Here is a 24749-nt window from a genome sequence, read left to right as displayed (position 1 = left end):
GAAAGACTCTGACCCCGCTCGGGACCGACCACCAATTGTCGGTATATCCCTGAACACGGCAACCATCCGCCCGGCCTGACCGAATCACCTCACATGGAGAGCGGTCAGGCCATCGGGCTACGCCTCGCGCGGCGCGACGAGTCCGCCCTCGAGGAGGCCTACGCGGCGTACGGCGGCAGCCTGCTCTCCTACCTGCGCCGCTACGTCGGGCCGGACGAGGCCGAGGACGTCCTCCAGCGGACCTTCCTCGACGTGTGGCGGCACGCCGGGCGCTACCAGCCCAGCCAGCGGTTCAGCACCTGGCTGTTCACGATCGCGCACCGGCGGGCCGTGGACGCCCTGCGCGCCCGCCGCCACCAGGTGGTCGACGTGGAGGCCGCGCGCGACCTCGTCGGGGAGGACGGCCGGGAGACCGCCGAGCGCTTCGCCGAGGCGGCCGACGTCCGGGCCGCGCTGTCCCGGCTGCCCGAGCACGAGCGGCAGGCGCTGGAGCTGACCTACTACGCGGGCCTGACCCAGCGGGAGATCGCCGAGCGGCTGGACGTGCCGATCGGGACCGTCAAGGCCCGGGCCTCCCGCGCGACCCGTCGCCTCGGGGCCCTCATGCGCGACCAGCTGCGGGAAGGAGGAGCCGCGTGAACGACCACCCCGACCTGCTCGGCCTGCTGCGCGCCGAGCTGACCAACCAGGACGTCGCCCATGCCGGGGAGCACCTCGACAGCTGCCAGGACTGCCGCGGCGACCTCGCCGAGCTCGCCACCGGGCACGCGATGCTCACCCGCTCGGCCCGGACCCTGGAGGAGCCTGCCGGCGAGGCGGCCCCGCTGCCCGCGCTGCGCCGGCCCTCGCGCGGCGCCGGCTGGCGGCCCCGGCTGCTCATCGCCGCGGCGGCCGTGGTCGCGGTCATCGGCGCCGGCCTCACCGCGGTCCTCCTCGACCGCGGGGACGGGGCACCTGCCCCCGTGCGGGAGCAGCTGAGCGCCACCCTCGACCCGGTCGTGGGCTCGGCCCGCGGCCAGCTGCTGATGTCCGTGGGTCCGGACAGCGCCCGGATGTCCATCACCACCCGGGACCTGCCCCGGGCCCGCAGCGGCCAGTTCTACGAGGCCTGGCTGCTCGACCCGGCCACCCAGAAGATGCTCCCCCTCGGCCAGCTCGGCCCCACCGGGCAGGCGTCGTTCGAGATCGACGACCGGCTGCTCGGCCGCTACACCGCGGTCGACGTCAGCCTCGAGGTCGACGACGGGAACCCCCAGCACTCCGTGACCTCGGTCCTGCGCGCGTCGTACGACGCCCCACCCCCCACTGCTTCGTGACGTCTCACCCAACCCACCGGAAGGAACAACCATGAAGATCCGCTACACAGCTGCCGCGCTGGCGACCGTCCTGGTCGCGGGCACGGCGGCCGCCACCCCGGCCCAGGCCCAGGCACCCGGCGCGGACCGCAAGCTCGGGCACAGGAGCCTGGCGAAGGTCCTGGCCGTCGACGGCAACAAGTTCGACCAGAACTGGAGCGACTTCGACATCGTGGACAAGGCCGTGCACGCCGTGCTGAAGGCCAAGCCCGACAGCCCGGTCGCCGTGCTTGCCCACGGTCGGAAGCGGGTGACGGCGTTCCTGCCCACCGACAAGGCGTTCCGCAAGCTGGTCAAGGCCGCGACGGGCACGGCGCCGGCCACCGAGAAGGAGGCGTACAAGACGCTCGTCGCGCTCGCTGGCCAGATCTCGCCCTCCGACCCGGTGGCACTGATCGAGAACATCCTGCTCTACCACGTGGTGCCGGGCGCGACCATCACCTACCGGCAGGCCCGCAAGGCCGACGGGGTCAAGCTCCAGACCGCCTTCCCCGGAGGCCTGACCCTCAGGGTCGACGTCCAGGGCAAGAAGGTCTTCCTCAAGGACAAGGACCCGAATGACAAGAACGCGCACGTGATCCGGCCCCGCAACATCAACAAGGGCAACCGGCAGATCGCGCACGCGGTCAACCTGATCCTGCGTCCGTTCGACCTCGAGCCGCCGCCGGCCTGAGAACCGACCGGCCCACCGCACGGACGAGCTCCTCGCGGGCGCCTCAGGGTGTCAGCGAGGGCTCGTCCGGGTGGGCGAGGGTGAGGACGGCGTCCTCGATGAGGTCGTTCTCCTCGATCTCGCGCTCCACGTCGCGGATCCGCCGCGCCAGGTCGGGCTCGGCGTCGTCACCGGTCAGGTCGACGGCCGCGACGACGAACAGCCGGCTGGGGCCGACGTACTCCACGTGGAGGTAGGTGATCCGGTCGATGGCCGGGTGCTCGAGCAGGCCCGCGAGCACCCGCTTGCGCATCTCCGCGGAGCCCTCGCCCAGCAGGTAGTCCATGTTGCGGCGCATCAGGAAGACCGCGACGAACGCGAGCAGCACCCCGACCGCGATGGAGCCGACCGCGTCCCAGTAGGCGTCGCCGGTGAGCTGGTGCAGCCCGATGCCGGCACCGGCGAAGAGGATGCCGAGCAGCGCCGAGAAGTCCTCGAAGAAGACCGCGCGCAGCGTGGGGTTCGAGGTGCGCTCGACGAAGCGCAGCGGGTGCATCCCCCAGCGTCGGGAGGCGCCGTGCACCTGGCGTGACGCCTGCACGAAGGACGTGCCCTCGAGCACGAAGGCGATCGCGAGGATCACGTAGTTGATCGTGTAGCTCGGCGTCTCGGGCTCGGCGAACAGCTCGCTGACGCCGTGCCAGATCGAGACCACCGCGCCGGCCGAGAACAGGCCGAAGGCGGCCACCAGGGACCAGACGTACGTCGCCCGGCCGTAGCCACGCGGATGGGACTCGTCGCGGGGCTTCCGGCCCTGCCGCTCCGCGATCAGCAGGAACACCTCGTTGCCGGTGTCGGCCCACGAGTGGGCCGCCTCGGCCATCATCGAGGCCGATCCGGTCACGAACCCCGCGAAGGTCTTCGCGGCCGCGAGCAGGCCGTTCGCGACCAGCGCGATGATGACGGTGAGCGCCGAGTCGCCACCCTTGGACTGGTCGTCGGGCACCTCGACCGACACGGGGGTGTCGTCGCCGGTCTGCTGCGCGTCTTGGGTGGTCACTCCTCAGTACTACCCCTTCCGGGACGGTCCAGTCTCCCGGGGGCGGCGGCGCAAGGCTGGGTGCACACCCGTACCGTCTCCGGGCAGGAGGTGCGCATGCCCCGAACGTCCCACCCCGCACGAACCCTGGCCGCTGCCCTGCCCGCGCTGGCCGTGCTGCTGACCCTGGCCGCGACCGGCTGCTCCGGGAGTGACGCGGTCGAGGCCGGCACTCCCGAGGCGTCCGCTCCGACTCCCTCGGCGAGCGTGACCGACGCCTCCGGCCCCGCGACGTACGCGCGCTACGTCGCCCTCGGCGACTCCTACACCGCCGCCCCGCTGGTGCCGGACACCGACGTCACCAACGGTTGCCTGCGCTCCACCAACAACTACCCCGCGCTGGTCGCCGCGGACCTGTCCGGCACGCAGCTGGTCGACGTCAGCTGCAGCGGGGCCGACAGCAGCTCCATGGTCGGCGTGCAGCAGACCGGCAACCAGGCCCAGCCGCCGCAGTTCGACGCGCTGACCCGGGACACCGACCTGGTCACGGTCGGCATCGGCGGCAACGACTTCGACCTGTTCGCCACCCTCGTGGGCACCTGCGCGAAGCTGCGCTCCGCCGACCCGGAGGGTGCGCCGTGCGAGAAGCGCTTCACCTCCGGCGGCTCCGACCGGCTGGCCCGTGAGCTGGGCCAGATCCGCGGACACGTCGCAGCCATCGTCGCCGGCATCCACGACCGGGCACCCAAGGCCCGGGTGGTGGTCGTCGGCTACCCCCAGATCCTGCCGCCGAGCGGGACCTGCCCGGACCTGCTGCCCTTGGCCACCGGTGACTACGACTACGCCCGCCGGATCAACGAGGGGCTCGCGAAGGCGGTCGAGCAGGGCGCTCGCCAGGCCGACGCGTTCGTCGACGTCTTCGACGCCAGCGCCGGCCACGACATCTGCTCCGACGACCCGTGGATCAACGGGCGCGAGACCGACACCAGCCGCGCCCTGGCCTTCCACCCCTTCGCCGAGGAGCAGGAGGCCGTGGCCCGGCTGGTGCTGGCGGAGCTCTAGGTCGCTGCCCGGGTCGATCAGGCCGTCACGAGCTCCTCGGACCGCTCCCGTCGCACCGACGTACGACGGGCCGCACGCTCGGCGAGCACTAGCACCACCAGGGCCGCGAACGCCAGGGCCGCACCGACCCACAGCGGGGAGGTGAACCCGAGGCCGGCGGTGATCGCGACACCACCCAGCCACGCACCGAGGGCGTTGCCCACGTTGAAGGCGGCGATGTTGGCGCCGCTCGCGAGCGTCGGCGCCTCGCCGGCGTAGGTCATGATCCGCATCTGGAGGCCGGGCACGGTGGCGAAGCCGAAGGCGCCCATGAGCACCAGGGCGACCACGGTCGCCACCTGCGAGCCGGCCGTCAGGGCGAAGAGCACCATCACCACGGTGAGGCCGGCGAGCACCACGAGCAGCGTGCGGGGCACGTCGACGTTGGCGGCGCGGCCGCCGAGCAGGTTGCCGACGAACAGGCCGGCCCCGAAGAGCACCAGCAGCCACGGCACCGCGCCGGACGCGAAGCCAGTCACCTCGGTGAGGGTGTAGGCGATGTAGGTGAAGGCGCCGAACATTCCGCCGAAGCCGAGCACCGTCATCGCCAGCGACAGCCAGACCTGGGGGTGCCGGAAGGCGCGGACCTCGTGCCGCAGGCTGCCCGCGTCCTCGGCCCGGCTGCCCGGGACCAGCAGGGCGATGGCGACGAAGGCGGCGACGCCGATCGCGGTGATCGCCCAGAAGGTCGAGCGCCAGCCGAGCTGCTGGCCGAGCAGGGTGCCGAGCGGGACGCCCAGCACGTTGGCGATGGTCAGGCCGCCGAACATGAGCGCGATCGCGCCCGCCTTCTTCGCCGGCTCCACCAGGCTGGCCGCGACCACCGACCCGATCCCGAAGAACGCGCCGTGGCAGAGGGCGGCGACGACGCGACCGGCCAGCATCACGGCGTACGTCCCCGCGACGGCGGAGAGCAGGTTGCCGGCGATGAAGAGCACCATCAGGCCGAGCAGCACCTGCTTGCGCGGCAGCCGGGTCACGCCGGCGGTCAGGCCGATGGCCCCGACCGCGACGCTGAGGGCGTAGCCGGAGATCAGCCAGCCGGCCGTGGCCTCCGACACCGCGAAGTCAGCCGCCACCTCGGGCAGCAGCCCGGCGATGACGAACTCGGTCAGCCCGATGCCGAACCCGCCGACGGCGAGTGCGAGAAGTCCGGGTTTCATGCTCACCTCCAGATCGTGCGCGGGGCGTTATCCCGCGTCTGCAACAATGTGCTTGAGGACGACGTTAGTTGCACACGCCGTCTATTGCAAACAGTTGGTACAGTGGGGTCCGTCACCGCAGCACCGAGGAGGCAGACGTGGGAATCAGCGACGAGGCCGTGGAGGTCCGCGCCCAGGGATGGCGCCGGCTCGCCGCCCTGCACCAGCTCATCGAGAGCCGCCTCGAGAAGGCGCTGCAGGCCGAGCACGAGCTGTCGGTCGTCGAGTTCACGGTGATGGACGCGTTGTCGCGGCAGGACGGCTGGCACATGCGGATGGCCCAGCTCGGCCGCGCCGCCGGCCTCTCCCCCAGCGCCTCGACCCGGCTGGTCAACCGGCTCGAGGACCGCGGCCTCCTCACCCGGATCCTGTGCGCGGACGACCGCCGCGGGATCTACACCGAGCTGACCCCCGACGGACGCACCGCCCTCGACCGCGCGCGACCGGTGCACGACGCCACCCTCGAGGCCGCGCTCACCGAGGCCGAGAACACCCCCGAGCTGGCCGACCTGGTCAAGGCCGTCACGGGCTGATCCCGGCCCGGTTCACCGCTCTGTTCGCGGGCCCAGTTCATGGCTCGTCCGCCGACGGGTACGACCCCGGCATGACCGTTCCCACCGATCCCGCACCCGACCCCGACGTCGTCCCGAGCGGCGACCCGCACGGCATCCCGACCCCGGAGCCGACGCCCGGCGAGGACCCGGGGACGACCCCCGACGTGGAGCCCGCGCCCGACCCGTTCTGATCCCGGGAGCCGACATCGAGGTCCTGGAGGTCTTCACCGAGCCCAAGAGCGCGACCCGGCCGAACGAGGACGACTTCGTCGTCACGGCACAGCTGGTCGCCGTCATCGACGGCGCCACGGACAAGTCGGGCATCCGTTACCGACTCGGGCAGGAGGAGGTGTCCTCGGGGCGATTCGGCACCCGGGTGGTCGCCGACGCGCTGAAGGCCGTGGACACGTCGCTCGGCGCCGGCGAGGCCATCTCGTTCGTCACCGCACGCCTCGACGCGGCCATCCGCGCCCGACGGCCCGAGATCGGTCGCCACCAGCGACCCGCGTGTGCGCTGGTGGTGTACTCCCGCCCCCGTCACGAGGTGTGGCGGTTGGGCGACTGCTCGTGGTCGTTCGGCGGGACCGGGCACCCGGGTGCGTTGCGCATCGACGAGGTCACGTCCCGACTGCGGCGCGCGGTGACCGAGGCCCACCTGGCCGAGGGCTGGACGGTCGAGGAGCTGGCCGCCGCCGATCCCGGACGTCGGGCGATCCAGGGCCTCCTCGAGGTCCAGGGACTCTTCGCCAACCGGGTCCACGACCTCGGCTACGGCGCCGTCAACGGCACTCATGTCCCCGCGGAGCACCTGGAGGTGACGCCGCTGGCCGGCCGCGGCACCCTGGTCCTCACCTCGGACGGCTACCCGGAGATCCTCGACACCCGGGAGGCGAGCGATCGGAGGCTCCTCGACCTCGTGCGTGAGGATCCCTTGTGCATCGGTCCGTTGCGCGGCACCAAGGGGGTGGCTCCCGGGGCCACGGCGTACGACGACCGTACGTGGGTCAGCGTGCGCGTGGGCGACCCGGCCTGACCTGCTCGATCGGCCCCTACCGCACGTCGTGCACGACGGCACCGCCGACGAACGTCGCCGCGACCGGCATGGTGCGCAGCAGCTCACCCGTCGCCGCCGAGTCGCCGCTCCCCTCGAGGGGGTCGCGGTCCAGCAGCACGAGGTCGCCCACCGAGCCGACGCCGACGGTCGGCTGCCCGTCGACCGACGCGGCCAGCGCCTCGGCCGGGGTGAGCGCCTGCTCGGGGTGCCACGGTGCGCGCTCGTCGGCGCTGCGGTGCACGGCGGCCGCGATCGCCAGCCAGGGGTCCAGCGGCGAGACCGGTGCGTCCGAGCCCATCGCCAGCTCGACGCCCTCGTCGAGCATCCAGCGGAAGGCGAAGCACCGCTCCGAGCGCTCTCCCCAGATCTTCTCGGTCAGGTCGCGGTCGTCGAGCAGGTGCGCGGGCTGGATGCTGGCGCGGATGCCGAGCCCGGCCATCCGCGCGATGTCCGCGCGCCGGGCCATCTGCGCGTGCTCGATCGAGCCGCGCGCACCCGTGCTCGCGTAGGCGTCGAGGGCGGCCCCGACGGCCGCGTCGCCGATCGCGTGGGTGGCCACCTCCAGCCCGTGCGCGTGGGCGCGGGCGAGGAGGTCGCGCAGCTCGTCGGTCGACAGGTTGGGCTGGCCGGAGGGGTACTCCAGGCGGTGGGCGTCGGCGTACGGCTCGCAGCACCAGGCCGTGCGGGTGTTGAGCGAGCCGTCGCTGATGATCTTCAACGGCCCCATCACCGCCCGGGAGTCGCAGCCGGGCAGCGGGTCGCCGGTGCGCAGCCCGGCCGAGATGACGTCGTCCAGCGTGTCGGCGTACGTCGCCATCCGGATCCGCAGCAGGTCCGCCCCGGCCGCCCAGCGCTCGGCCCACTCGCGGGCCCCGCCGCTGAACTCGAAGTCCACGATGCCGACGATCCCCATCGACTCCGCGTGCTCGAGGGTGCGCCGGTAGGCCTCGGCCGAGGTGCCGTCGTCGCCGACGAGGGTGGAGAGCCGCGCGTACGCCGCGAACCACTCGGCCTCCCGCACCACCGAGTCACGGACCGGCATCGCGAGGTGCATGAGCGCGGTCGTGTTCAGCCACGCGTGGTGCCCGTCGCCCGAGATCAGCACCACCGGGGTGTCCCCGGAGACCGCGTCGAGCTCGGAGACCGTGACGTCGCGGTCCCAGCCGCCGGAGCGGTGCCCCCAGCCGATCACCGGGTGGTCGGGCCACTCGGCGATCCTCTCGGCCACCTGCCGGGTCGCGTCCTCCGGCGACCGGGCCGAGGCCAGGTCGAGCCGCTGGCTGGCCAGCGTCCACTGCCCGAGGTGGACGTGCTGGTCCCACAGGCCCGGGATCGCCCAACGACCCTCCGCGTCCGACTCCGGTACGCCGGTCGGCCGGTCGAGGCCGGGACCCACGGCGGTGACCCGGCCGTCCTCCACCAGGACGTCGAGGGGTCGGTCGGGGGCGTCCTCACCCGGCGAGAGCGGGACGAGGCGGGCGTTGCGGATCAGGTGGCTCGTCACGATCGGCACGCTAACGGCCGCTGCCGGGCGGGCCGGCGACGGGTCGTCACCCTGAGACGTGTCCGGCCGCTCCGCACCGGCAGCGGCAGAACACGCCGGCTATGGGTGTCGTATCGGCCCACTGCTGTTCGTAGCGTGGGTAGCGGCGGGCATCGGGTCCGCCCGAGCAAGGGAGCAGAGATGCCTCACTACCTCATCTACTTCAACCAGCAGTGGGTCGGCGACCACGACGAGGAGTGGTTCGAGGGCCGCATCGAGCCGTCCACGGCCGTCGTCCGCGACATGCAGGACCAAGGAGTCCTGGTCTACGCCGGCGGGCTGGTCGAGGAGCTCGAGGAGGCGGCGAGCGCGGACGCCACGAGCGGGGAGCTGCTCGTCACCGACGGGCCCTTCGCGGAGACCAAGGAGTGGCTCGGCGGGCTGACCATCGTGGACGTGCCCGACGACGCATCCGCCCGCATGTGGGCGGGGAGGGTGGCCGAGGGGTGCGGCTGGCCCCAGGAGGTGCGCCGCTTCAAGGCCGGCTCGTTGCAGGCGCTCGTGCTCGGGGGTGAGGCCGTGGGCCGGCGCTGAGCGGCAGCGGCACGCGACGCACCTGCCATCTGCCTGATGCCCGACGACCTCCTCGGGCAGCACGCCCACCCGGTCCGTGTCGTGGCGAGACGGGAACCTGCGACGGGTCGGCGTCCGGCTGCGGCTACGGTTGACGCCATGGGCGTGCGGGGACTCGGGGCGGTGCTCGCGCTCGCCCTGCTCGGCGCTGCCGGCGGGTTCGCCACCGGTCACGTGCTGCGGGACACCCCCGTGGCGGCCGCCGAGGCCGCGCCGGTCCCGGCGTCGGACCCCTCGATCCCGGTCGACCCGGTGCGCGACTACGCCCCCGACATCGACTACCCGCCGCTCGAGGCCAGCCTGGGCTACCGCCGGCACACGCTCGGCGACGCGCCGTACGAGTGGGTCTATGCCGCCCCGAAGGGCTGGGTCCCGACGACGGAGGCGCTCGACGAGGTGCGCTGGCGCCCCGCCGACGAGCCGACCGTCGGCGGCTTCAGCCTGCGGGTGAAGCTCTCGACCGAGCACAAGACCAAGGCCGCGATGGTCGCGCAGAAGCTCACCGCGATGCAGGCCGGCTACGACGACGTCGAGGTCCTCGGCCAGACCCAGGACCTGCTGTCGTTCAGCTACCGCGACCCGGACACCGACCGGCTGCGCTTCAACACCTTCCAGTGGTTCAGCGTCGCCGGCTCGGAGGAGGCGACCTTCGAGATGTCGGTGGTGGGACGCGAGGTCGACCGGACCGGGCTCGACGACCTGATGGCCGAGGTCTCCCGGAGCATCGCCAAGGTGCAGTAGGCGCTAGATCCCGTGCGTCTGCACGGCGTCGAGCACCTGGTTGGCCGTCGCCCGGTCGGCGCTGCGCACCTGCACCCAGAGCAGCCGGTTCTCGGCGACCTGCACCACCCGCTCGACCGTCACGCCGCCCGGGCACGCGGAGTAGACGACGGTGACCGAGTCGTTGCCGTCGACGGTGTCGTCCACCGGGTCCTGCGCGTCGCCGCACTCGGGGTGCCGCGGCACCTGCGTGGGCAGCTCGCTGCCCGGGAGGATGCCGACGAACACCCCCTGGCCGGCGCCGTCCGCCGCGGTCCAGTGCGTGGAGGTGCCGACCGACAGCGCCGGGAAGACCGTCTTGTCGCCGGGCGGCGTCCAGCCGTCCTCGGCGACCGCACGGTCCCACCCCTCGGGCACGCTCACCGACAGGTAGCCCTGCGCGTCGCTCAGCGTGGCCTCCCGGCCCATCCGCTGCTCGACCAGGTAGCCGGCCGCGCCGCCGACGACCAGCGCGGCGAGACCCGCGCCCACGGCGATCGCCCGCCGTCGCCCACGGCGCGGGGGCGACGGGGGTGCCAGGTCGTCCGCGGCCGGTCGCGGCGTCGGGGCCGCCCCAGGCTGGGTCAGCTGCGGGTCGACCGGCAGCCAGGGCTCGGACACGGCAGGCCCCTGCGGGGCGGCGCCGACCGGACCGAGGGCGGCGGCGAGCGCCGAGACGAAGGCCGCCACGTCCGGCCAGCGGTCCTCGCGGTCCGGTGCCAGCCCACGGGCGACCACGGCGTCCACGTCCGGCGGGAACACCCGATCGGGCGTGGAGAGCGGGGGCGGCGGCCCCGGGTCGGCGGCCGCAGCCAGCGAGGCGTGGGAGTACGGCGCCCGCCCGCTGAGCAGCTGGTGGGTCAGGGACGCGAGGGAGTACTGGTCGGCCCGGGCGTCCAGGCCCTCGCCCTGCGCCTGCTCGGGGGCGACGTACGACGGGGTGCCGGCGATCATCGTCAGCCGCGAGGACATGTCCAGCGCCTTGCCGAGGCCGAGGTCGCCCACCATCGCGCGCACCTCGGTCTCGCCGGGTCGCGGACCCTCGACGGTGCGGAACAGCACGTTCGCGGGCTTCACGTCGCGGTGCAGGATGCCGCGCTGGTGCAGCGCCTGCAGTCCGGCGCCCACCTGGCGGACCACCTCGAGCGCCTGCGCCGGGGTGAGCCCCTCGACCTCGAGCCGGTCCGCGAGCGTCCCCTGGTCGGCGTACGACATCACCAGGTAGGGACGGCCGTCGTCGAGCTCGCCCGCGTCGTAGACGGCGACGACGTGCGGCGACTCGACCTTGCGCAGGTAGCGGCCCTCCTCGAGGAACCGTTGCCGGACGTGGTGGTCCTCGGTCCAGTTGTCCGCGAGCACCTTCACGGCGACCGGGGAGTCGAGCTGCTCGTCGTAGGCGAGCCAGACGGTCGCGAACCCGCCGGACCCGATGCGCCGGCGCACGGCGTAGCGACCGAGTCGGGAGGGCATGGACACCCCAGCATTATGGGGGCTCTCGGGGTCGACCCCGAGAAGGGTCAGGGGTGGGTCCCGGGGTCGGGTTCAGCGGCTTCCCCGATGTGCGCACTCGCCCCGGCGCGCGAGTCTCTTCCGCATGATCACTGTCCAGAGCCTCACCAGGAAGTACGGCGACTTCACCGCGGTCGACGACGTCACCTTCACCGCACGTCCCGGCCGCGTGACCGGGTTCCTCGGCCCCAACGGCGCCGGCAAGTCCACGACGATGCGCGTCCTGGTCGGGCTCACGCCCCCCACGTCCGGCACCGCCGAGGTGTGCGGGCGCCGGTTCGCCGACCTGCCCAACCCCGGTCTCGAGGTCGGCGTCCTGCTCGACGCGTCGGCCCAGCACGCGGGCCGCACCGGCCGCGAGATCCTCACGGTCGCCGCCCGGACCATGGGCCTGCCCGCCAAGCGGGTCGACGAGATCCTGGAGCTGGTCAGCCTGACCCCGGAGGAGGCCGGGCGCCGGGTGCGCCACTACTCCCTGGGCATGCGCCAGCGCCTCGGGATCGCCACCGCGCTGCTCGGCGAGCCGGAGGTGCTGATCCTCGACGAGCCCGCCAACGGCCTCGACCCGGCGGGCATCCGGTGGATGCGCGACCTGCTGCGGGGGTACGCCGACCGCGGCGCCACCGTGCTGCTCTCCTCCCACCTGCTGCACGAGATCGAGGTCGTCGCCGACGACCTGGTCGTCATCGGCCAGGGCCGGATCGTGGCCCAGGGCACCAAGGCCGAGCTGCTGGCCGCCGCCGGCACCCTCGTCCGCACCGGCAACCCCGCCGACCTGGCCCGGGCCCTCACCGCCTCGGGCATCACCCACACCACCACCGCCGACGACACCCTGCGCACCGACGCCGACCCCGAGCTGGTCGGCAAGGTCGCGCTCCAGGCCGGGATCGCCCTGCGCGAGCTGCGCCCGGCCGACGGCGCCGGCCTCGAGGAGATGTTCCTCGAGCTCACCGCCGACACCCAACGAGAAGGAGCGGTCGCATGACCACCACGAGCCTGCCCACGCGCGACCCCGCCCGCGACCCCGCCCGCGACCCCGCCCACGACCTGGCCCGACGTACGCCGCCGCGCCCGATCCCGCTGTCCCGGATCGTCGCGGTCGAGGCGCGCAAGAGCTTCGACACCCGGTCCGGGTTCTGGATGCTCGCGAGCATCGGCATCACCGCCCTGCTGGCCACCGCCGCCGTGATCCTGTGGGCGCCGGACAGCAGCCTGACCTACGACTCGTTCGCCGCCGCGATCGGCGTGCCGATGACGATCATCCTGCCGATGATCGCGATCCTCTCGGTCACCGGCGAGTGGAGCCAGCGCAGCGGTCTGACGACGTTCACGCTGGTGCCGAACCGCGGGCGGACGATCCTCGCCAAGGGCATCGTCGCCGTGGCGGTCGGGGTGGCGTCGATCCTGGTGGCGTTCGCGATCGGCGCACTCGGCAACGTCGTCGGCGCGGCCCTGGCCGGCGTCGACACCACGTGGGACCTCGGGCTCGACAACCTGCTGTACATCATCCTCGCCAACGTGCTGGGGCTGCTGATCGGCTTCATGCTCGGTGTGGTGATCCGCAACTCGCCCGGCGCGATCGTGTCCTACTTCGTCTACTCGTTCGTGCTGCCGACCCTCGCGATGGTGCTCGCGGCGAACCAGCAGTGGTTCCAGGACCTGCAGCCGTGGGTGGACTTCAACTACACGCAGAGCACCCTCTTCGACGGCGGCCTGACCGGCGAGCAGTGGCTGCAGCTCGGGATCACGGGACTGGCCTGGCTGGTCGTCCCGCTGGCCGTCGGCGTCCGGATGGTGCTGCGGTCCGAGGTGAAATGACCCGACGCCCTGCCCCGCTGCCTCCGTGTCGTCCGGCTCCATGAGTTCCGGCTACATGAATTGGAGGGAGCGGGGCAGGATGTTCGACATGCCAGGGGACACGACGCACGACGCCTTCACCGCAGACGAGATCGACGACCTCGCCCGCCGGGCCCGCGACGGCGACCGCGACGCGCTCGAGTCGCTGCTCGCCGCCGTCCGGCCGCGGGCGCTCAACGTGTGCCGGGGGGTGCTGCCCTACTCGCCGGACGCAGAGGACGCCTGCCAGGAGGCGCTGATCAATATCGCCAACAAGATCGGCACCTGGGGCGGCCGGGGCCGCTTCACCACCTGGATGCACGTGGTGGCGGTGAACTCCGCGCGGACGACGTACCGCCGGATGAAGAACCAGGCGGTCGCCAGCGACGTGCTCCCGCTCGAGAAGCCCGACCCGCGCACCACCAGCGTGATCGCCGGCACCCGGCTGGACCTGCTCGAGGCGATGGAGAGCATCGAGCGCGACCACCCCCAGTTCGTCGAGCCGTTGCTGCTGCGCGACGTCTACGGCATGTCCTACGAGGAGATCGCCGAGCAGGTCGGCGCCCCGCTCGGCACCGTCAAGGCGCAGATCCACCACGGCCGCAAGCTGGCCCGCCCGCTGCTGCGGGCGCGCGACTGATGGGCCGGATCGGGGCCGGCCTCCCGATCGGTCTCGCGGCGGCCCTCCTCGCGTCGGGTCTGGCCGCCGGCTGCTCGGCCGACGACCCGGGCCCGGGGAGCACCGAGCGCTCCGCGACCCCCTCGAGCCCTGCGGCCGCCCACGACAGGACGCCGGCCACCGACGACCCGGCGCTGGACGTCGCGCTGAGCACGCCCGTGGAGGACGACATCTACCCCGACGTGGGCGACCCCGGCGTCGACGCGCTGCACTACGGGCTCGACCTCACCTGGTCGCCCGGGGCGACCAGGCTCACGGGTGTCGAGACGCTGGTCTTCCGCGCGACCCGGGACGCCCGACGGTTCCAGCTCGACCTCGAGCAGGCGCTCGAGGTCACGTCGGTCCACATGGACGGCGAGGACGTCGACTTCGACCACCCGGGCAAGGACCTGGTCGTGCACGCCCCCGTGTCGAAGGACGGGCGGCACACGCTCGTCGTGGAGTACTCCGGCACCCCCGAACCCGTGGCCGCGCCCACCACCCGCTCCGACTTCGACAGCGTCGGCTGGACCACCACCGCCGACGGCAGCGTGTGGACCATGCAGGAGCCCTTCGGCGCCTACTCGTGGTACGCCGTCAACGACCAGCCCTCCGACAAGGCGCTCTACGACTTCACGATCTCCGCGCCGTCCCCGATGGTCGGCGTCGCCAACGGCACCCTCGAGTCCCGCGAGGAGGTCGACGGCGACACGGTCACCCGCTGGCACCTCGACGAACCCGCGGCGTCCTACCTGACCACGATCGCGATCGGCGACTACCTCGAGGTGCGCGACCGCTCCGACAGCGGCGTCCCGGTGTCCTACTGGGTGCCGACCGACCGGCCCGACCTCACCGCCGGGCTGCGCTCCGCGGCCGACGAGCTGGACTGGATCGAGGCGAAGCTGGGGCCCTACCCCTTCTCCTCGCTCGGGATCGTCCTGGTCGACTCGCGCAGCGGCATGGAGACCCAGACCATGCTCACCCTCGGCGAGACCGACTACGCCACCTCCCCCGAGGTGCTCGTGCACGAGATGGTCCATCAGTGGTACGGCGACGTGGTCACCCCCGCCAGCTGGAGCGGCGTGTGGATGAGCGAGGGCATGGCGATGTACCTCCAGGGTCTGTGGCAGGCCGAGAACACCGGCGTCCCGCTCGAGCAGGTGCTGCAGGGCTGGGCCGCCCAGGAGCCCGTGATGCGCCGCGAGTCCGGCCCGCCGGCCGACTTCGACCCGGCGACCTTCGGCGAGGGCAACGTCTACTACGGCCCCGCCCTGATGTGGGACGCGCTGCGCCGCAGGGTCGGCGACGAGGCGTTCTGGTCCGGCGTGCGCGCCTGGCCGGAGGCCCACGAGGACGGGAACGCGACCTACGACGACATCGTGTCGTTCTGGTCCGAACGCACCGGGCAGGACCTCGAACCCCTCTTCGACGCCTGGCTGCTGGGGAAGACCTCCCCGCGCTCCTGACACCGACCTGTCGCAGCTTCACCGCGTACGACGCCGACCCGTCGCAGCTTCACCGCGTACGACGCCGACCTGTCGCAGCTTCACCGCGTACGACGCCGACCCGTCGCAGCTTCACGCCGTACGACGCCGACCCGTCGCTTCTGCCCAGAGCGGAAACCGTTGCCCCCGGGCGGCCGGCACGGTTCGGTGGGGCCATGCGACTCCTGGTGCTCGGTGGTTCGGTGTTCCTGTCCCGCGCGGTGGCCGAGGAGGCGGTCCGCCGCGGTCACGACGTGACCTGCGCGTGCCGCGGCTCCTCCGGGTCCCTGCCCGAGGGGGTGCGGCACCTCGCGACCGACCGGTCCGCGGGGCTGCCCGACGAGCTCACCGACGAGTACGACGCGGTCGTCGACGTGGCCCGGCTCCCCTCGTGGGTGCGCGCCGCGGTCACGCGGACCCCCAGCGCCCACTGGGTGTTCGTCTCCACCATCAACGTCTATGCCGACGACTCGATCCCCGGCGGCGGCCCGGGCACGCTCCCGCTGCGCGACCCGGTCCACGACGACGTGGACCTGAAGGAGGACCCCGAGGCCTACGGCCCGATGAAGGTCTCCTGCGAGCAGGCCGTCACCGAGGGCGCCGCGTCGGCCACCGTCATCCGTCCCGGACTCATCGTCGGCCCCGGCGACCCCTCGGGACGCTTCGCCTACTGGCCCGCGCGGCTGGCCGACACCGCCGACCACCCCGAGGTGCTGGTCCCCGGCTCGCCCGACGACCCGGTGCAGGTCATCGACGTGCGCGACCTCGCAGCCTGGATCGTGACCTGCTCCGAGGACCGCCGCACGGGCACCTTCGACGGCACCGGCCGGGCCACGACCCGGGCGGCGTTCACCGACGCGGTCGCGGCAGCCGCGCGGGAGCTCGGTCTGCACGACCCGACGTCGACGACGTTCACGGCCGTCGACCAGGACTTCCTGGTCGAGCACGAGGTGACCCCGTGGATGGGGCCGGCCTCGGTCCCGGTGTGGCTGCCACTGCCGGAGTACGCCGGTCTGATGGCCCACGACGTGTCGGCGTCGTACGACGCCGGGCTGACCACCCGACCGCTGTCGGAGACCGCGCGCGACACCCTGCTCTGGCTGCGCGGGACGCCGGACGCGGCGGTCACCGGCTGGTCGCGCGAGGCGGAGGAGAAGGTGCTGCGCGCCTGGCAGGAGCGCGGCTGAGCCCGGTCAGTGCAGGTCGAGGCCCTCGCCGAACGTCGCGCCGTAGGCCACCTCGGTCAGCGGCTTGCGCGTGCGCGGGCGCCCGTCGCGCTCGCGGGCGAGCGGGTCGCCCGGCTCGTCCCCCGCGAGCGCGCGGCCCAGCGCCACCCCGGTGGTGACCTGCCAGTGCCGTGGCACCCGCGCCACCTCGGCCAGCCGCTCGTGGTCGAACCCGGCGAACTGGTGGACCACGAGGCCGAGGGCGAGCGCCTGCACGCTGAGCTGGGCGACCGCCTGCCCGAGGTCGTAGGCGGCGTAGTCGGAGTAGACGAACGCGTCGTCCTCCGGCCCGGTGGCCACCTGGTGGAGGGTGAAGAGCAGGGCGCTGGCCCGCGGCGCCCAGGACAGGTTGCCCCGGGACAGCAGCGGCACGAACGCCTGATGGGCGGCGTCCCCCCGCCGGGCGACGAGGAACGCCCACGGCTGGGAGTTGCCGGCCGAGGGCGCCCACCGCGCCGCCTCGAGGAGCGCCCGGAGCTCGTCGTCGTCCAGCACGTGGGTGTCGTCGTACGACCGGACGCTGCGGCGGTCGCGCAGCAGCGGGAGCAGGGCGGACGAGGCGTCGAGGGTCACGAGGGGCGAACGGGCCGTCGAGGCCGGGTGTTCCCGACCCGCGCCGCTCGCGGCGGAGGTCGAGCCCGACGTCGTACGAAACTGTCGCCCCAGCGACGGCAACCTATGACGTCCTCCGGCGGCCGGTGCGCGCACTAGCCTTCCGGAGGTGACGAACTCACCGCGCCCCTCGCGTCTCTCCGCCGCCGACCTCATCGACCTGGTCCTCGACGAGGGGTCGTGGACGTCGTGGGACGAGCCGCCGGTGCGCGGCGACATCTCCGAGGAGTACGCCGCCGAGCTCGCCGCCGCGGCCCAGAAGAGCGGTGTCGACGAGTCCGTGCTCAGCGGCGAGGGGCTGATGCACGGTCGCCGGGTCGCGGTCGTGATGGGCGAGTTCGCGTTCCTCGCCGGCTCCATCGGCCGGGCGTCCGCCGACCGGCTGGTCGCGGCGATCGAGCGGTCCACCCGCGAGGGCCTGCCGCTGCTCGCGGGGCCGGTCAGCGGCGGGACCCGGATGCAGGAGGGCACGCCGGCGTTCGTGCAGATGGTGCGGATCTCCGAGGCGGTGGCGGCGCACAAGGCGGCCGGGCTCCCCTACCTCGTCTACCTGCGCCACCCCACCACCGGCGGCGTGATGGCCTCGTGGGGGTCGCTGGGCCACGTGACCGTCGCGGAGCCGGGCGCCCTGGTCGGGTTCCTCGGGCCGCGGGTCTACGAGGCGCTCTACGGCAAGGCGTTCCCCGAGGGCGTGCAGACCTCGGAGAACCTCTATGCGCACGGCATCATCGACGCGGTCGTCGCGCCGGAGGAGATCGCCGGGATCCTCGACCGGGCGCTCACCATCCTGCTCGCCCCGCGGCACGGCATCGAGCCGGTGCCGGCCCCGATCCCGCTCACCCCGCTGCCGGACGTCGAGACCTGGGACGCCGTCACCCGGTCGCGCCGGCCGGACCGGCCCGGCGTACGCCGGCTGCTCAAGTACGCCGCCAGCGACGTCATCCCGCTCAACGGAACCGGTCAGGGCGAGCACGACCCGGGCCTGCTGCTCGCGCTGGTCCGCTTCGGTGAGGCGCCCTGCGTGTTCCTCGGCCAGGACCGGCGGGGCCAGACCGCGGACCACCCGATGGGGCCCGAGGCGCTGCGCGAGGCCCGCCGCGGCATGCGGCTGGCCTCGGAGCTCGGGCTGCCGCTGGTCACGGTGATCGACACGCAGGGTGCCGCGCTGTCCGCCGACGCCGAGAACGGCGGGCTGGCCGGCGAGATCGCCCGCTGCCTGGCCGACCTGGTCACGCTGGACGCGCCGACCCTGTGCCTGATGCTGGGCGAGGGCAACGGCGGCGGCGCCCTCGCGTTCCTGCCCGCGGACCGGGTGGTGGCCGCCCAGCACGCGTGGCTCTCCCCGTTGCCGCCCGAGGGCGCGAGCGCGATCGTCCACCGCGATCTCGACCACGCCCCAGAGATGGCCAGGTCGCAGCGGGTGCGTGCCCTCGACCTGCGCGACCTGGGGATCGTGGACAGGATCGTGGCCGAGATGCCCGACGCCGCCGACGAGCCCGAGGCGTTCTGCCAGCGGGTCGGCGCGGTGCTCGAGCACGAGCTGGCCGCGCTCCTGGACTCCGGTCCGGGCTCCCCCGCGGAGCGGGCTCGCCGCTACGTGTGAGCGCTCCGCCGCTTGTAACGCTCCGTTAGGGGTTCTGGGGCGCCGTTGTGGCGGAGCACCAGAGTCCCTAACGGAGCGTTACAAGTGTTGGCGGCGGATCAGGCCGGGCAGTTGGACGTCGCCCCGGTGAGCGCGCCCTTGCGGCGCCGGTCCCCCGAAGCACCCCGAGTCGGCGCTCGTTGACCACGTGGGGCGTCAACCAGCGCCGACTCGGCGTGGGGAGTGACTCAGAAGAGCAGGGCCGTGGCCGGGTCCTCGAGGATGCCGGCGACGTCGGCGAGGAAGCGGGAGCCCTTCTCGCCGTCGATGTGCCGGTGGTCGAAGGAGAGCGCCAGCGTGGTGATCTGGCGGATCGCCAGCTCGTCCTCGCCGTCCGCCCCGGTGACCACCCACGGCTGCTTGCGGACCGCGCCGAAGCAGAGGATCGCCGACTCGCCCGGGTTGATGATGGGCGTGCCGGCGTCGACGCCGAAGACGCCGACGTTGGTGATCGTGAACGTCCCGCCGCTCATCTCGGCCGGCTGGGTCTTCCCCTCGCGCGCGGTGGCGGTGAGCTGGTTGAGCGCACCGGCGAGCTCGAGCAGGGACAGCGAGTCGGCGTCCTTGACGTTGGGCACGACCAGCCCGCGCGGGGTCGCCGCGGCGATGCCGAGGTTGACGTACCCCTTGAGGACGACCTCCTGCGCCGCCTCGTCCCAGAACGAGTTGATCTCCGGGGTGCGCTTCATCGCCAGCATCACCGCGCGGGAGAGCACCAGCAGCGGCGAGACCTTGACGTCGCGGAACTCGCGGCGCGCCTTGAGCCGCTCGACGAGCTCCATCGTGCGGGTCACGTCGACGGTGATCCACTCGGTGACGTGCGGGGCGGTGAAGGCGGACTGGCTCATCGCCTGCGCCATCATCTTGCGCACGCCCTTGATCGGCTCGCGGGTCTCGCGCTGGCCGGCCGGGACGTCGTACGACGTGGTCGCCGGGGCAGCCGGCTCGTATGACGTCGCGCCCGAGCCGGAGGCCGCGGACTCGACGTCGGTCCGGGTGACGGTGCCGTTCGGGCCGGTCGGGGTGACCCGGGTGATGTCGATGCCGAGGTCCTTGGCCAGCTTGCGCACCGGCGGCTTGGCCAGCGCGCGGGCGGCGGTCGGCGAGGTCACCGCATCGGGCACCAGCGCGGTCGCCTGCTGACGCCCCCCGGCCGGGATGGCCGAGGTGGCGGGCACGGCGGGCTCGTCGGCGGCCTCGACCACCGGCGCGGGACCGGGCTCGAACGCGCCCTGGGTCTGCTGGTGCGCGGCCGCGGCCCCGACGGCCACGCCCGCGGTCGGCGCGCCCTTGCGGGCCCGGCGTACGGCGCCGCGCTCGACCTTGTTGCGACCGACCAGGCTCTCGCCCTCGCCGCCGCCGGAGGCGCGCGGGTTGGACAGGTCGATCTCCATCTCGGGCTGGGCCGGAGCGGCCGGTGCCGCCGCCGCGGCGGGCTGGGCCGGCGCCGCGTTGGCGTCGCCGATCGAGATGATCGGCGTGCCGACGGGGACGGTCTCACCCTCGGGCACCATCAGGTCGAGCACGGTGCCGGCGAACGGCGACGGCAGCTCGACCAGGGACTTGGCGGTCTCGATCTCGACGATGATGTCGTTGATCGCGACGACGTCGCCGACCTTGACCTTCCAGGCCACGATCTCGGCCTCGGTCAGGCCCTCGCCGACGTCGGGAAGCTTGAACTCGGACATGCGTACGGTTTCCTTTCAGGTCACCGGGTTTCGAGGCTCAGGCGCGGGGCGCCCTCGCACCTCAACCCAAGCCTCAGAAGCTCAGCGAGCGGTCGACGGCGTCCAGCACCCGGTCGAGGTCGGGGAGGAAGTCCTCCTCGATCCGCGAGGCGGGGTACGGCGTGTCGAAGCCGCCCACGCGCAGGACCGGGGCCTCGAGCGAGTAGAAGCACTCCTCGGTGATCCGCGCCGACACCTCCGCACCCATGCCGAGGTTGACGTGCGCCTCGTGGGTGATGACCGCGCGGCCGGTGCGGCGCACCGAGTCCAGCACCGGGCCCATATCGAGCGGGGAGAGGGTGCGCAGGTCGATGACCTCGAGCGACTTGCCCTCCACGGCGGCCGCCTCGGCCGCCTTCATCGCGGTCTTGACGGTGGGGCCGTAGGCCAGCACGGTCACGTCGGTGCCCTGGCGGACCACCCGCGAGGTGAACAGCGGCTCGGGCTGGGCGCTCTCGTCGAGCTCGGCCTTGTCGGCGTGGTACTGCCGCTTCGGCTCGAGGAAGATGACCGGGTCGTCGCACGCGATGGCCTGCTGGATCATCCAGTAGCCGTCGACCGGGTTGGAGCAGGCGACCACCTTGAGGCCGGGCGTGTGCGCGAACTGCGCCTCCGGCGACTCGCTGTGGTGCTCGACCGCGCCGATGCCGCCACCGAAGGGGATCCGGATGACCATCGGCATCTTGCTCTTGCCCTTGGACCGGTAGTGCATCTTCGCGACCTGGCAGACGATCTGGTCGTAGGCCGGGTAGACGAAGCCGTCGAACTGGATCTCCACGACGGGCCGGTAGCCGCGCAGCGCCATGCCGACCGCGGTGCCGACGATGCCGGACTCCGCGAGCGGGCTGTCGATGACGCGGTCCTCGCCGAAGTCCTTCTGCAGGCCGTCGGTGATCCGGAAGACGCCGCCGAGCTTGCCGACGTCCTCACCCATGACGAGGACCTTGGGGTCGTCCTCCATCGCCTTGCGCAGGCCCATGTTGAGGCCCTTGGCGAGCGTGATCTTGGTGCTCATCAGGAGTGGCTCCCCTCGAACGACTCGAGGTACGCCGCGTAGCCCTCGCGCTCGGCGCGCAGCTCGTCGGTCTCCTCGGCGTAGACGTGGTCGAACATGCTCATCGGCTGCGGGTCGGGCAGCGCCTTGCAGCCCTCGCGCAGGTGGTGGCCGAGGTCGTCGGCCTCCTGCTTGACCTCGTCGAAGAACGCGTCGTCGGCCAGCCCGTTGCGCTTGAGGTAGACCTCGACGCGGGCGATCGGGTCCTTGAGCTTCCAGTGCTCGACGTCGTCGGAGAGCCGGTAGCGGGTCGGGTCGTCGGTGGTGGTGTGGGCACCCATCCGGTAGGTGTACGCCTCGACGAACGTCGGGCCCTGGCCGTCCCGGGCGCGCTGCAGCGCGGCCTGCGTGACGGCGTACGTCGCCAGCACGTCGTTGCCGTCGACGCGGACGCCGGGGAAGCCGAAACCGAGCGCGCGCTGGTAGAGCGGGATGCGGGTCTGGCGCTCGATGGGCTCGGAGATGGCCCACTGGTTGTTCTGGCAGAAGAAGACGACCGGCGCGTTGTACGACGCGGCGAAGATGAACGCCTCGTTGACGTCGCCCTGGCTGCTGGCACCGTCGCCGAAGTGAGCGATCACGGCGGCGTCGCGGTCAGGGTCGCCGGTGCCGACGACGCCGTCGCGCTGCATGCCCATCGCGTAGCCGGTGGCGTGCAGGGTCTGGGCGCCGATGACGATCGTGTAGAGCCCGAAGTTGTTCTCGTTCGGGTCCCAGGCGCCGTGGTCGACCCCGCGGAAGAGGCCGAGGAGGTTCAGCGGGTCGACGCCGCGGCAGTAGGCCACGCCGTGCTCGCGGTAGGTCGGGAAGACGTAGTCCTGCGGGCGCAGCGCGCGGCCGGCGCCGATCTGCGCGGCCTCCTGGCCGAGCAGCTGGGCCCAGATGCCGAGCTCGCCGTGGCGCTGGAGGGCGGTGGCCTCGGTGTCGATGCGACGGGTCAGGACCATGTCGCGGTAGAAGCCACGGACCATCTCGGCCTCGTCGTCGGCGGACATGCCGGCGCCGAAGCTGAACTCGGGGTGCTCGACGCGCTCGCCCTCGGGGGTGAGCAGCTGGACGAGCTCGGGGCCACCGTCTGACTGCGACGGTCCGAAGACCTCCACCAGATCGGGGCCGAAGCCAGGACTTCCGGACTGGGTCACGTGCACTCCTTCGAGGTCATCGGCTCCGCGGGGTCTCCGCATGCCGATCGGCGGGATCCGACCAGCGGCGCGGGGGTGGTGCGCTCTGTGATCGGGACCACAACGGGCTCGCGGACAACTTACCGGGGTGCTGCGGGCCGGGGCCAATCCGCCGGGTCGACAGCCGGGGCGGTTCGGGGCCTGCGCCTACTGTCGGTCCCATGAGCTCACGCATCGTCTCCGCCAGCACCACGGTCGCGGCGCCGCCGGACGTCGTCTTCGCGATCCTCGCCGACCCGCGCCAGCACCCGCGCATCGACGGGTCCGGCACGCTGCAGGGCACCGTCTCGGGCCCCGAGCGGCTCTCGAAGGGCGCCCAGTTCGGGATGGACATGAAGATGTACGGCCTGCCGTACAAGATCCGGAACCGGGTCGTGGAGTTCGAGGAGGACCGCCGCATCGCCTGGCGGCACTTCGGCGGCCACCGCTGGCGCTACGAGCTCGAGCCGGTCGAGGGCGGCACCCGGGTGACCGAGTCCTTCGACTACTCGCGCTACAACCGGCTCTGGTCGACCTTCATCGAGGTCACCGGATTCCCGGGGCGGAACCGGCGCGGCATCGAGGAGACGCTGGTCCGGCTGTCCGCGGCCGCCGAGGAGGACGCCGCACGCGCGGGTGAGGGCGCATGAGCATCCGCACGGGCAGCGAGGTCAGCTGGTCCTGGGGCAACGGGACCGCCACCGGGAAGGTCGTCGAGATCCACCGCGACAAGGTGACCCGGACCCTCCAGGGCAGCGAGATCACCCGCGACGGCAGCGACGACGACCCGGCGTACGTCATCGAGCAGTCCGACGGCGCGCGGGTGCTCAAGCTGCGCAGCGAGGTGGAGAAGGCCTGAGGTCGCCTCACGCACCGGCCGCGCCGGGCGCACCGGTCGCGCCGGGCGGCCGGGAGAGCTGCTCGACGGCGGCCGCGATGTCCTCGCCATTCAGCTCCACGGGCTCCACGTAGAGGCGGGCCTCGGCGATCAGGTCGGCGCGCACGGTCGCGATGATGACGCCGCGCATCGCGAAGGGCGTGCCGTCGGTGTGTCGACCGCGCCAGTCGAGCTCGCCCCACTCGACGTCTCCATCCCGGACGCAGGCCAGCAGCTCGGCCCGGAAGTCCGGCACCCCCGCGAACATCGCGGTCCAGTTCTCCAGCACCTGGGCGCGGCCGGTGAACACGCGGCCGGGATGGACGGGCTGGTCGCTCCGGTAGCCCTCCGCGAAGTGGGAGGCCATGAGCTCGGCGTCGTGGGTGTTCTGCGCCTCGGTGAGGCGCTCCAGCATGCTCCTCATGTCGCCGAACCTAGCCCCGCGACCGCCGCGGCGGTCACGGCCAGAGGTCACCAGTGACGGCCCCTCCTGCCGCGACCCGCCGTCGACGGCCGGTCTCCTCAGGGGCGCCAGTCGGCCGGCGGGTCCTCGCCGGTCCGCCCGTCGACGGCCTCGCGGATCAGGTCGGCGTGACCGGTGTGCCGGCCGTACTCCTCGAGCAGGTCGCACAGCATCCGGCGCAGGCTGGCCTGCCGCCCGTCGGGCCACGAGAGGTCGATGGACCGGTCGAGCCCGCCCTCGGCGAGCGCCGCGTCCAGCTTCGCGCGCGACGTCGCGACCGCGCCGTCCCACAGCGCGTAGAGCTCCTCGGGGGTGTCGTCGGCCGCCGAGGACCAGTCCCAGCCGGGGTTGGCCTCCCAGTCGACGCTCTCCCAGGGGTCGCCGGGCGACTCCTGGGCCAGCTTGAGCCGGAAGTAGTACGCCTCAACGAACGCGAGGTGCTTGAGCAGGCCGCCGAGGGTCATCGTGGAGGCGCCGATGCTGGTCTGCAGCCCGGCCGCGTCGAGGTCCGCGGCCTTCCAGCGGAAGGTGGTCCGCTGGCGGTCGAGGGCGCCGACGAGGTGCTCGACCTCGGTGCCGGCGACCGGGGGCTCCCAGGGTGGTGGGGTGTGGGTCTCAGTCGTCATGGCGACACCCTAGGGATCAAAGCGGACGGATCGTTTCCGCTTT

At 72.9% G+C, this 24749-nt stretch carries 27 protein-coding genes; 17 read left to right on the top strand and 10 right to left on the bottom strand.

All coding sequences use genetic code 11. From position 1 onward, the window contains the following. Window positions 1–93 precede the first annotated feature (93 nt). From ACZ43H_RS20950 to ACZ43H_RS20940, 3 genes are read left to right on the top strand one after another with little or no spacing between them, the layout of a single operon-like run. Window positions 94–639 carry an RNA polymerase sigma factor gene (locus ACZ43H_RS20950; RefSeq protein ID WP_464586173.1) on the top strand — a complete coding sequence of 182 codons (546 nt, stop codon included), beginning with the start codon at window positions 94–96 and terminating at the stop codon, window positions 637–639. Beyond that, window positions 636–1316, top strand: coding sequence for an anti-sigma factor (locus ACZ43H_RS20945; protein WP_464586171.1), 681 nt, complete (start codon window positions 636–638; stop codon window positions 1314–1316). The genes ACZ43H_RS20950 and ACZ43H_RS20945 overlap by 4 nt, the downstream gene beginning before the upstream one ends. A 31-nt stretch (window positions 1317–1347) precedes the next feature. Beyond that, complete coding sequence (locus tag ACZ43H_RS20940; protein ID WP_464586169.1) at window positions 1348–2028, top strand: fasciclin domain-containing protein; 681 nt, start codon at window positions 1348–1350, stop codon at window positions 2026–2028. Window positions 2029–2071: 43 nt separating this feature from the next. Here the strand turns inward: ACZ43H_RS20940 and ACZ43H_RS20935 are convergent, their stop codons facing one another. Next, on the bottom strand, window positions 2072–3067 hold the full coding sequence (locus ACZ43H_RS20935) for a cation diffusion facilitator family transporter (protein ID WP_464586168.1): 996 nt from the start codon (window positions 3065–3067) through the stop codon (window positions 2072–2074). Between the two features lie 96 nt (window positions 3068–3163). Between ACZ43H_RS20935 and ACZ43H_RS20930 the strand changes: the two genes are divergently transcribed. After that, window positions 3164–4108, top strand: a complete 945-nt coding sequence (locus ACZ43H_RS20930) for an SGNH/GDSL hydrolase family protein (RefSeq protein WP_464586166.1) — start codon at window positions 3164–3166, stop codon at window positions 4106–4108. Between the two features lie 17 nt (window positions 4109–4125). Here ACZ43H_RS20930 and ACZ43H_RS20925 read toward each other — a convergent pair whose 3' ends face one another. Next, the gene (locus tag ACZ43H_RS20925) at window positions 4126–5310 is read right to left on the bottom strand and encodes an MFS transporter (RefSeq protein WP_464586165.1); all 1185 of its coding nucleotides are present in this window, start codon (window positions 5308–5310) and stop codon (window positions 4126–4128) included. 137 nt (window positions 5311–5447) lie between these two features. On the opposite strand from ACZ43H_RS20925, the gene ACZ43H_RS20920 reads away from it, so the two are divergent. The 3 genes from ACZ43H_RS20920 (at window position 5448) to ACZ43H_RS20910 (ending at window position 6936) form a co-directional block, all read left to right on the top strand. Then, a complete protein-coding gene (locus ACZ43H_RS20920; RefSeq protein ID WP_464586163.1) occupies window positions 5448–5882 on the top strand; it encodes a MarR family winged helix-turn-helix transcriptional regulator in 435 nt (144 codons plus the stop codon). Window positions 5883–5953: 71 nt separating this feature from the next. Next, window positions 5954–6094, top strand: a complete 141-nt coding sequence (locus tag ACZ43H_RS20915; RefSeq protein ID WP_464586161.1) for a hypothetical protein — start codon at window positions 5954–5956, stop codon at window positions 6092–6094. Window positions 6095–6252: 158 nt separating this feature from the next. Then, window positions 6253–6936, top strand: a complete 684-nt coding sequence (locus tag ACZ43H_RS20910; protein ID WP_464586159.1) for a hypothetical protein — start codon at window positions 6253–6255, stop codon at window positions 6934–6936. Window positions 6937–6952: 16 nt separating this feature from the next. Here ACZ43H_RS20910 and ACZ43H_RS20905 read toward each other — a convergent pair whose 3' ends face one another. Continuing rightward, window positions 6953–8461 (bottom strand): amidohydrolase, encoded by a 1509-nt coding sequence (locus ACZ43H_RS20905; RefSeq protein ID WP_464586158.1) that lies wholly within the window; start codon window positions 8459–8461, stop codon window positions 6953–6955. A 180-nt stretch (window positions 8462–8641) separates the two neighbouring features. Here ACZ43H_RS20905 and ACZ43H_RS20900 point away from each other — a divergent pair, with 180 nt between their 5' ends. Further along, window positions 8642–9034 (top strand): YciI family protein, encoded by a 393-nt coding sequence (locus tag ACZ43H_RS20900; RefSeq protein ID WP_464586156.1) that lies wholly within the window; start codon window positions 8642–8644, stop codon window positions 9032–9034. A gap of 138 nt (window positions 9035–9172) precedes the next feature. Next, window positions 9173–9814 (top strand): hypothetical protein, encoded by a 642-nt coding sequence (locus ACZ43H_RS20895; RefSeq protein ID WP_464586154.1) that lies wholly within the window; start codon window positions 9173–9175, stop codon window positions 9812–9814. Between the two features lie 3 nt (window positions 9815–9817). On the opposite strand, the gene ACZ43H_RS20890 is transcribed toward ACZ43H_RS20895, so the two are convergent. Further along, window positions 9818–11302, bottom strand: a complete 1485-nt coding sequence (locus ACZ43H_RS20890) for a serine/threonine-protein kinase (RefSeq protein WP_464586152.1) — start codon at window positions 11300–11302, stop codon at window positions 9818–9820. Between the two features lie 124 nt (window positions 11303–11426). Here ACZ43H_RS20890 and ACZ43H_RS20885 point away from each other — a divergent pair, with 124 nt between their 5' ends. The 5 genes from ACZ43H_RS20885 to ACZ43H_RS20865 all read left to right on the top strand — a co-directional run bounded on the left by ACZ43H_RS20885 (window position 11427) and on the right by ACZ43H_RS20865 (window position 16506). Next, on the top strand, window positions 11427–12326 hold the full coding sequence (locus ACZ43H_RS20885; protein WP_464586151.1) for an ABC transporter ATP-binding protein: 900 nt from the start codon (window positions 11427–11429) through the stop codon (window positions 12324–12326). Beyond that, window positions 12323–13159 carry an ABC-2 transporter permease gene (locus tag ACZ43H_RS20880; RefSeq protein ID WP_464586149.1) on the top strand — a complete coding sequence of 279 codons (837 nt, stop codon included), beginning with the start codon at window positions 12323–12325 and terminating at the stop codon, window positions 13157–13159. Before ACZ43H_RS20885 ends, ACZ43H_RS20880 begins: the two co-directional genes overlap by 4 nt. A gap of 88 nt (window positions 13160–13247) precedes the next feature. Then, entirely contained in the window at window positions 13248–13817 is a 570-nt protein-coding gene (locus ACZ43H_RS20875) for an RNA polymerase sigma factor (protein WP_464586147.1), read from the top strand. Beyond that, window positions 13817–15301, top strand: a complete 1485-nt coding sequence (locus ACZ43H_RS20870) for a M1 family metallopeptidase (protein WP_464586145.1) — start codon at window positions 13817–13819, stop codon at window positions 15299–15301. Before ACZ43H_RS20875 ends, ACZ43H_RS20870 begins: the two co-directional genes overlap by 1 nt. Window positions 15302–15495: 194 nt before the next feature. After that, window positions 15496–16506 (top strand): NAD-dependent epimerase/dehydratase family protein, encoded by a 1011-nt coding sequence (locus tag ACZ43H_RS20865; protein WP_464586143.1) that lies wholly within the window; start codon window positions 15496–15498, stop codon window positions 16504–16506. 6 nt (window positions 16507–16512) lie between these two features. On the opposite strand, the gene ACZ43H_RS20860 is transcribed toward ACZ43H_RS20865, so the two are convergent. Next, complete coding sequence (locus ACZ43H_RS20860) at window positions 16513–17118, bottom strand: nitroreductase family protein (protein WP_464586142.1); 606 nt, start codon at window positions 17116–17118, stop codon at window positions 16513–16515. A gap of 148 nt (window positions 17119–17266) precedes the next feature. Here ACZ43H_RS20860 and ACZ43H_RS20855 point away from each other — a divergent pair, with 148 nt between their 5' ends. After that, window positions 17267–18760 carry a carboxyl transferase domain-containing protein gene (locus ACZ43H_RS20855; RefSeq protein ID WP_464586140.1) on the top strand — a complete coding sequence of 498 codons (1494 nt, stop codon included), beginning with the start codon at window positions 17267–17269 and terminating at the stop codon, window positions 18758–18760. Between the two features lie 227 nt (window positions 18761–18987). Here ACZ43H_RS20855 and ACZ43H_RS20850 read toward each other — a convergent pair whose 3' ends face one another. From ACZ43H_RS20850 to pdhA, 3 genes are all read right to left on the bottom strand, one after another. Further along, the gene (locus ACZ43H_RS20850) at window positions 18988–20487 is read right to left on the bottom strand and encodes a dihydrolipoamide acetyltransferase family protein (RefSeq protein ID WP_464586139.1); all 1500 of its coding nucleotides are present in this window, start codon (window positions 20485–20487) and stop codon (window positions 18988–18990) included. 73 nt (window positions 20488–20560) lie between these two features. Beyond that, the gene (locus ACZ43H_RS20845) at window positions 20561–21541 is read right to left on the bottom strand and encodes an alpha-ketoacid dehydrogenase subunit beta (RefSeq protein WP_464586137.1); all 981 of its coding nucleotides are present in this window, start codon (window positions 21539–21541) and stop codon (window positions 20561–20563) included. Then, complete coding sequence (gene pdhA, locus ACZ43H_RS20840) at window positions 21541–22722, bottom strand: pyruvate dehydrogenase (acetyl-transferring) E1 component subunit alpha (RefSeq protein ID WP_464586136.1); 1182 nt, start codon at window positions 22720–22722, stop codon at window positions 21541–21543. The genes ACZ43H_RS20845 and pdhA overlap by 1 nt, the downstream gene beginning before the upstream one ends. A 200-nt stretch (window positions 22723–22922) precedes the next feature. Between pdhA and ACZ43H_RS20835 the strand changes: the two genes are divergently transcribed. Together ACZ43H_RS20835 and ACZ43H_RS20830 are read left to right on the top strand one after the other, a co-directional pair. Then, window positions 22923–23390, top strand: coding sequence for an SRPBCC family protein (locus tag ACZ43H_RS20835; RefSeq protein WP_464586134.1), 468 nt, complete (start codon window positions 22923–22925; stop codon window positions 23388–23390). After that, the gene (locus ACZ43H_RS20830; protein WP_464586133.1) at window positions 23387–23599 is read left to right on the top strand and encodes a hypervirulence associated TUDOR domain-containing protein; all 213 of its coding nucleotides are present in this window, start codon (window positions 23387–23389) and stop codon (window positions 23597–23599) included. The genes ACZ43H_RS20835 and ACZ43H_RS20830 overlap by 4 nt, the downstream gene beginning before the upstream one ends. 7 nt (window positions 23600–23606) lie before the next feature. On the opposite strand, the gene ACZ43H_RS20825 is transcribed toward ACZ43H_RS20830, so the two are convergent. Both ACZ43H_RS20825 and ACZ43H_RS20820 read right to left on the bottom strand, forming a co-directional pair. After that, the gene (locus ACZ43H_RS20825) at window positions 23607–24041 is read right to left on the bottom strand and encodes a nuclear transport factor 2 family protein (RefSeq protein WP_464586131.1); all 435 of its coding nucleotides are present in this window, start codon (window positions 24039–24041) and stop codon (window positions 23607–23609) included. 98 nt (window positions 24042–24139) lie between these two features. After that, complete coding sequence (locus ACZ43H_RS20820; protein ID WP_464586129.1) at window positions 24140–24706, bottom strand: DinB family protein; 567 nt, start codon at window positions 24704–24706, stop codon at window positions 24140–24142. Window positions 24707–24749 lie beyond the last annotated feature (43 nt).

The organism is Nocardioides sp. DN36 (assembly GCF_055380375.1).
Note: the sequence above shows the minus strand (reverse complement) of the source record. Positions and strands in the feature narration are given on the sequence as shown.

Bases quoted from the DNA above. Each gene is read 5' to 3' on its own strand.
- ACZ43H_RS20880 (WP_464586149.1), top strand. From the start codon at position 12,323: ATGACCACCACGAGCCTGCCCACGCGCGACCCCGCCCGCGACCCCGCC.
- ACZ43H_RS20915 (WP_464586161.1), top strand. From the start codon at position 5,954: ATGACCGTTCCCACCGATCCCGCACCCGACCCCGACGTCGTCCCGAGC.
- ACZ43H_RS20835 (WP_464586134.1), top strand. From the start codon at position 22,923: ATGAGCTCACGCATCGTCTCCGCCAGCACCACGGTCGCGGCGCCGCCG.
- ACZ43H_RS20950 (WP_464586173.1), top strand. From the start codon at position 94: ATGGAGAGCGGTCAGGCCATCGGGCTACGCCTCGCGCGGCGCGACGAG.
- ACZ43H_RS20845 (WP_464586137.1), bottom strand. From the start codon at position 21,541: ATGAGCACCAAGATCACGCTCGCCAAGGGCCTCAACATGGGCCTGCGC.
- ACZ43H_RS20870 (WP_464586145.1), top strand. From the start codon at position 13,817: ATGGGCCGGATCGGGGCCGGCCTCCCGATCGGTCTCGCGGCGGCCCTC.
- ACZ43H_RS20930 (WP_464586166.1), top strand. From the start codon at position 3,164: ATGCCCCGAACGTCCCACCCCGCACGAACCCTGGCCGCTGCCCTGCCC.
- ACZ43H_RS20825 (WP_464586131.1), bottom strand. From the start codon at position 24,041: ATGAGGAGCATGCTGGAGCGCCTCACCGAGGCGCAGAACACCCACGAC.
- ACZ43H_RS20865 (WP_464586143.1), top strand. From the start codon at position 15,496: ATGCGACTCCTGGTGCTCGGTGGTTCGGTGTTCCTGTCCCGCGCGGTG.
- ACZ43H_RS20900 (WP_464586156.1), top strand. From the start codon at position 8,642: ATGCCTCACTACCTCATCTACTTCAACCAGCAGTGGGTCGGCGACCAC.
- ACZ43H_RS20875 (WP_464586147.1), top strand. From the start codon at position 13,248: ATGCCAGGGGACACGACGCACGACGCCTTCACCGCAGACGAGATCGAC.
- ACZ43H_RS20820 (WP_464586129.1), bottom strand. From the start codon at position 24,706: ATGACGACTGAGACCCACACCCCACCACCCTGGGAGCCCCCGGTCGCC.
- ACZ43H_RS20925 (WP_464586165.1), bottom strand. From the start codon at position 5,310: ATGAAACCCGGACTTCTCGCACTCGCCGTCGGCGGGTTCGGCATCGGG.
- ACZ43H_RS20890 (WP_464586152.1), bottom strand. From the start codon at position 11,302: ATGCCCTCCCGACTCGGTCGCTACGCCGTGCGCCGGCGCATCGGGTCC.
- ACZ43H_RS20850 (WP_464586139.1), bottom strand. From the start codon at position 20,487: ATGTCCGAGTTCAAGCTTCCCGACGTCGGCGAGGGCCTGACCGAGGCC.
- ACZ43H_RS20885 (WP_464586151.1), top strand. From the start codon at position 11,427: ATGATCACTGTCCAGAGCCTCACCAGGAAGTACGGCGACTTCACCGCG.
- ACZ43H_RS20940 (WP_464586169.1), top strand. From the start codon at position 1,348: ATGAAGATCCGCTACACAGCTGCCGCGCTGGCGACCGTCCTGGTCGCG.
- ACZ43H_RS20895 (WP_464586154.1), top strand. From the start codon at position 9,173: ATGGGCGTGCGGGGACTCGGGGCGGTGCTCGCGCTCGCCCTGCTCGGC.
- ACZ43H_RS20830 (WP_464586133.1), top strand. From the start codon at position 23,387: ATGAGCATCCGCACGGGCAGCGAGGTCAGCTGGTCCTGGGGCAACGGG.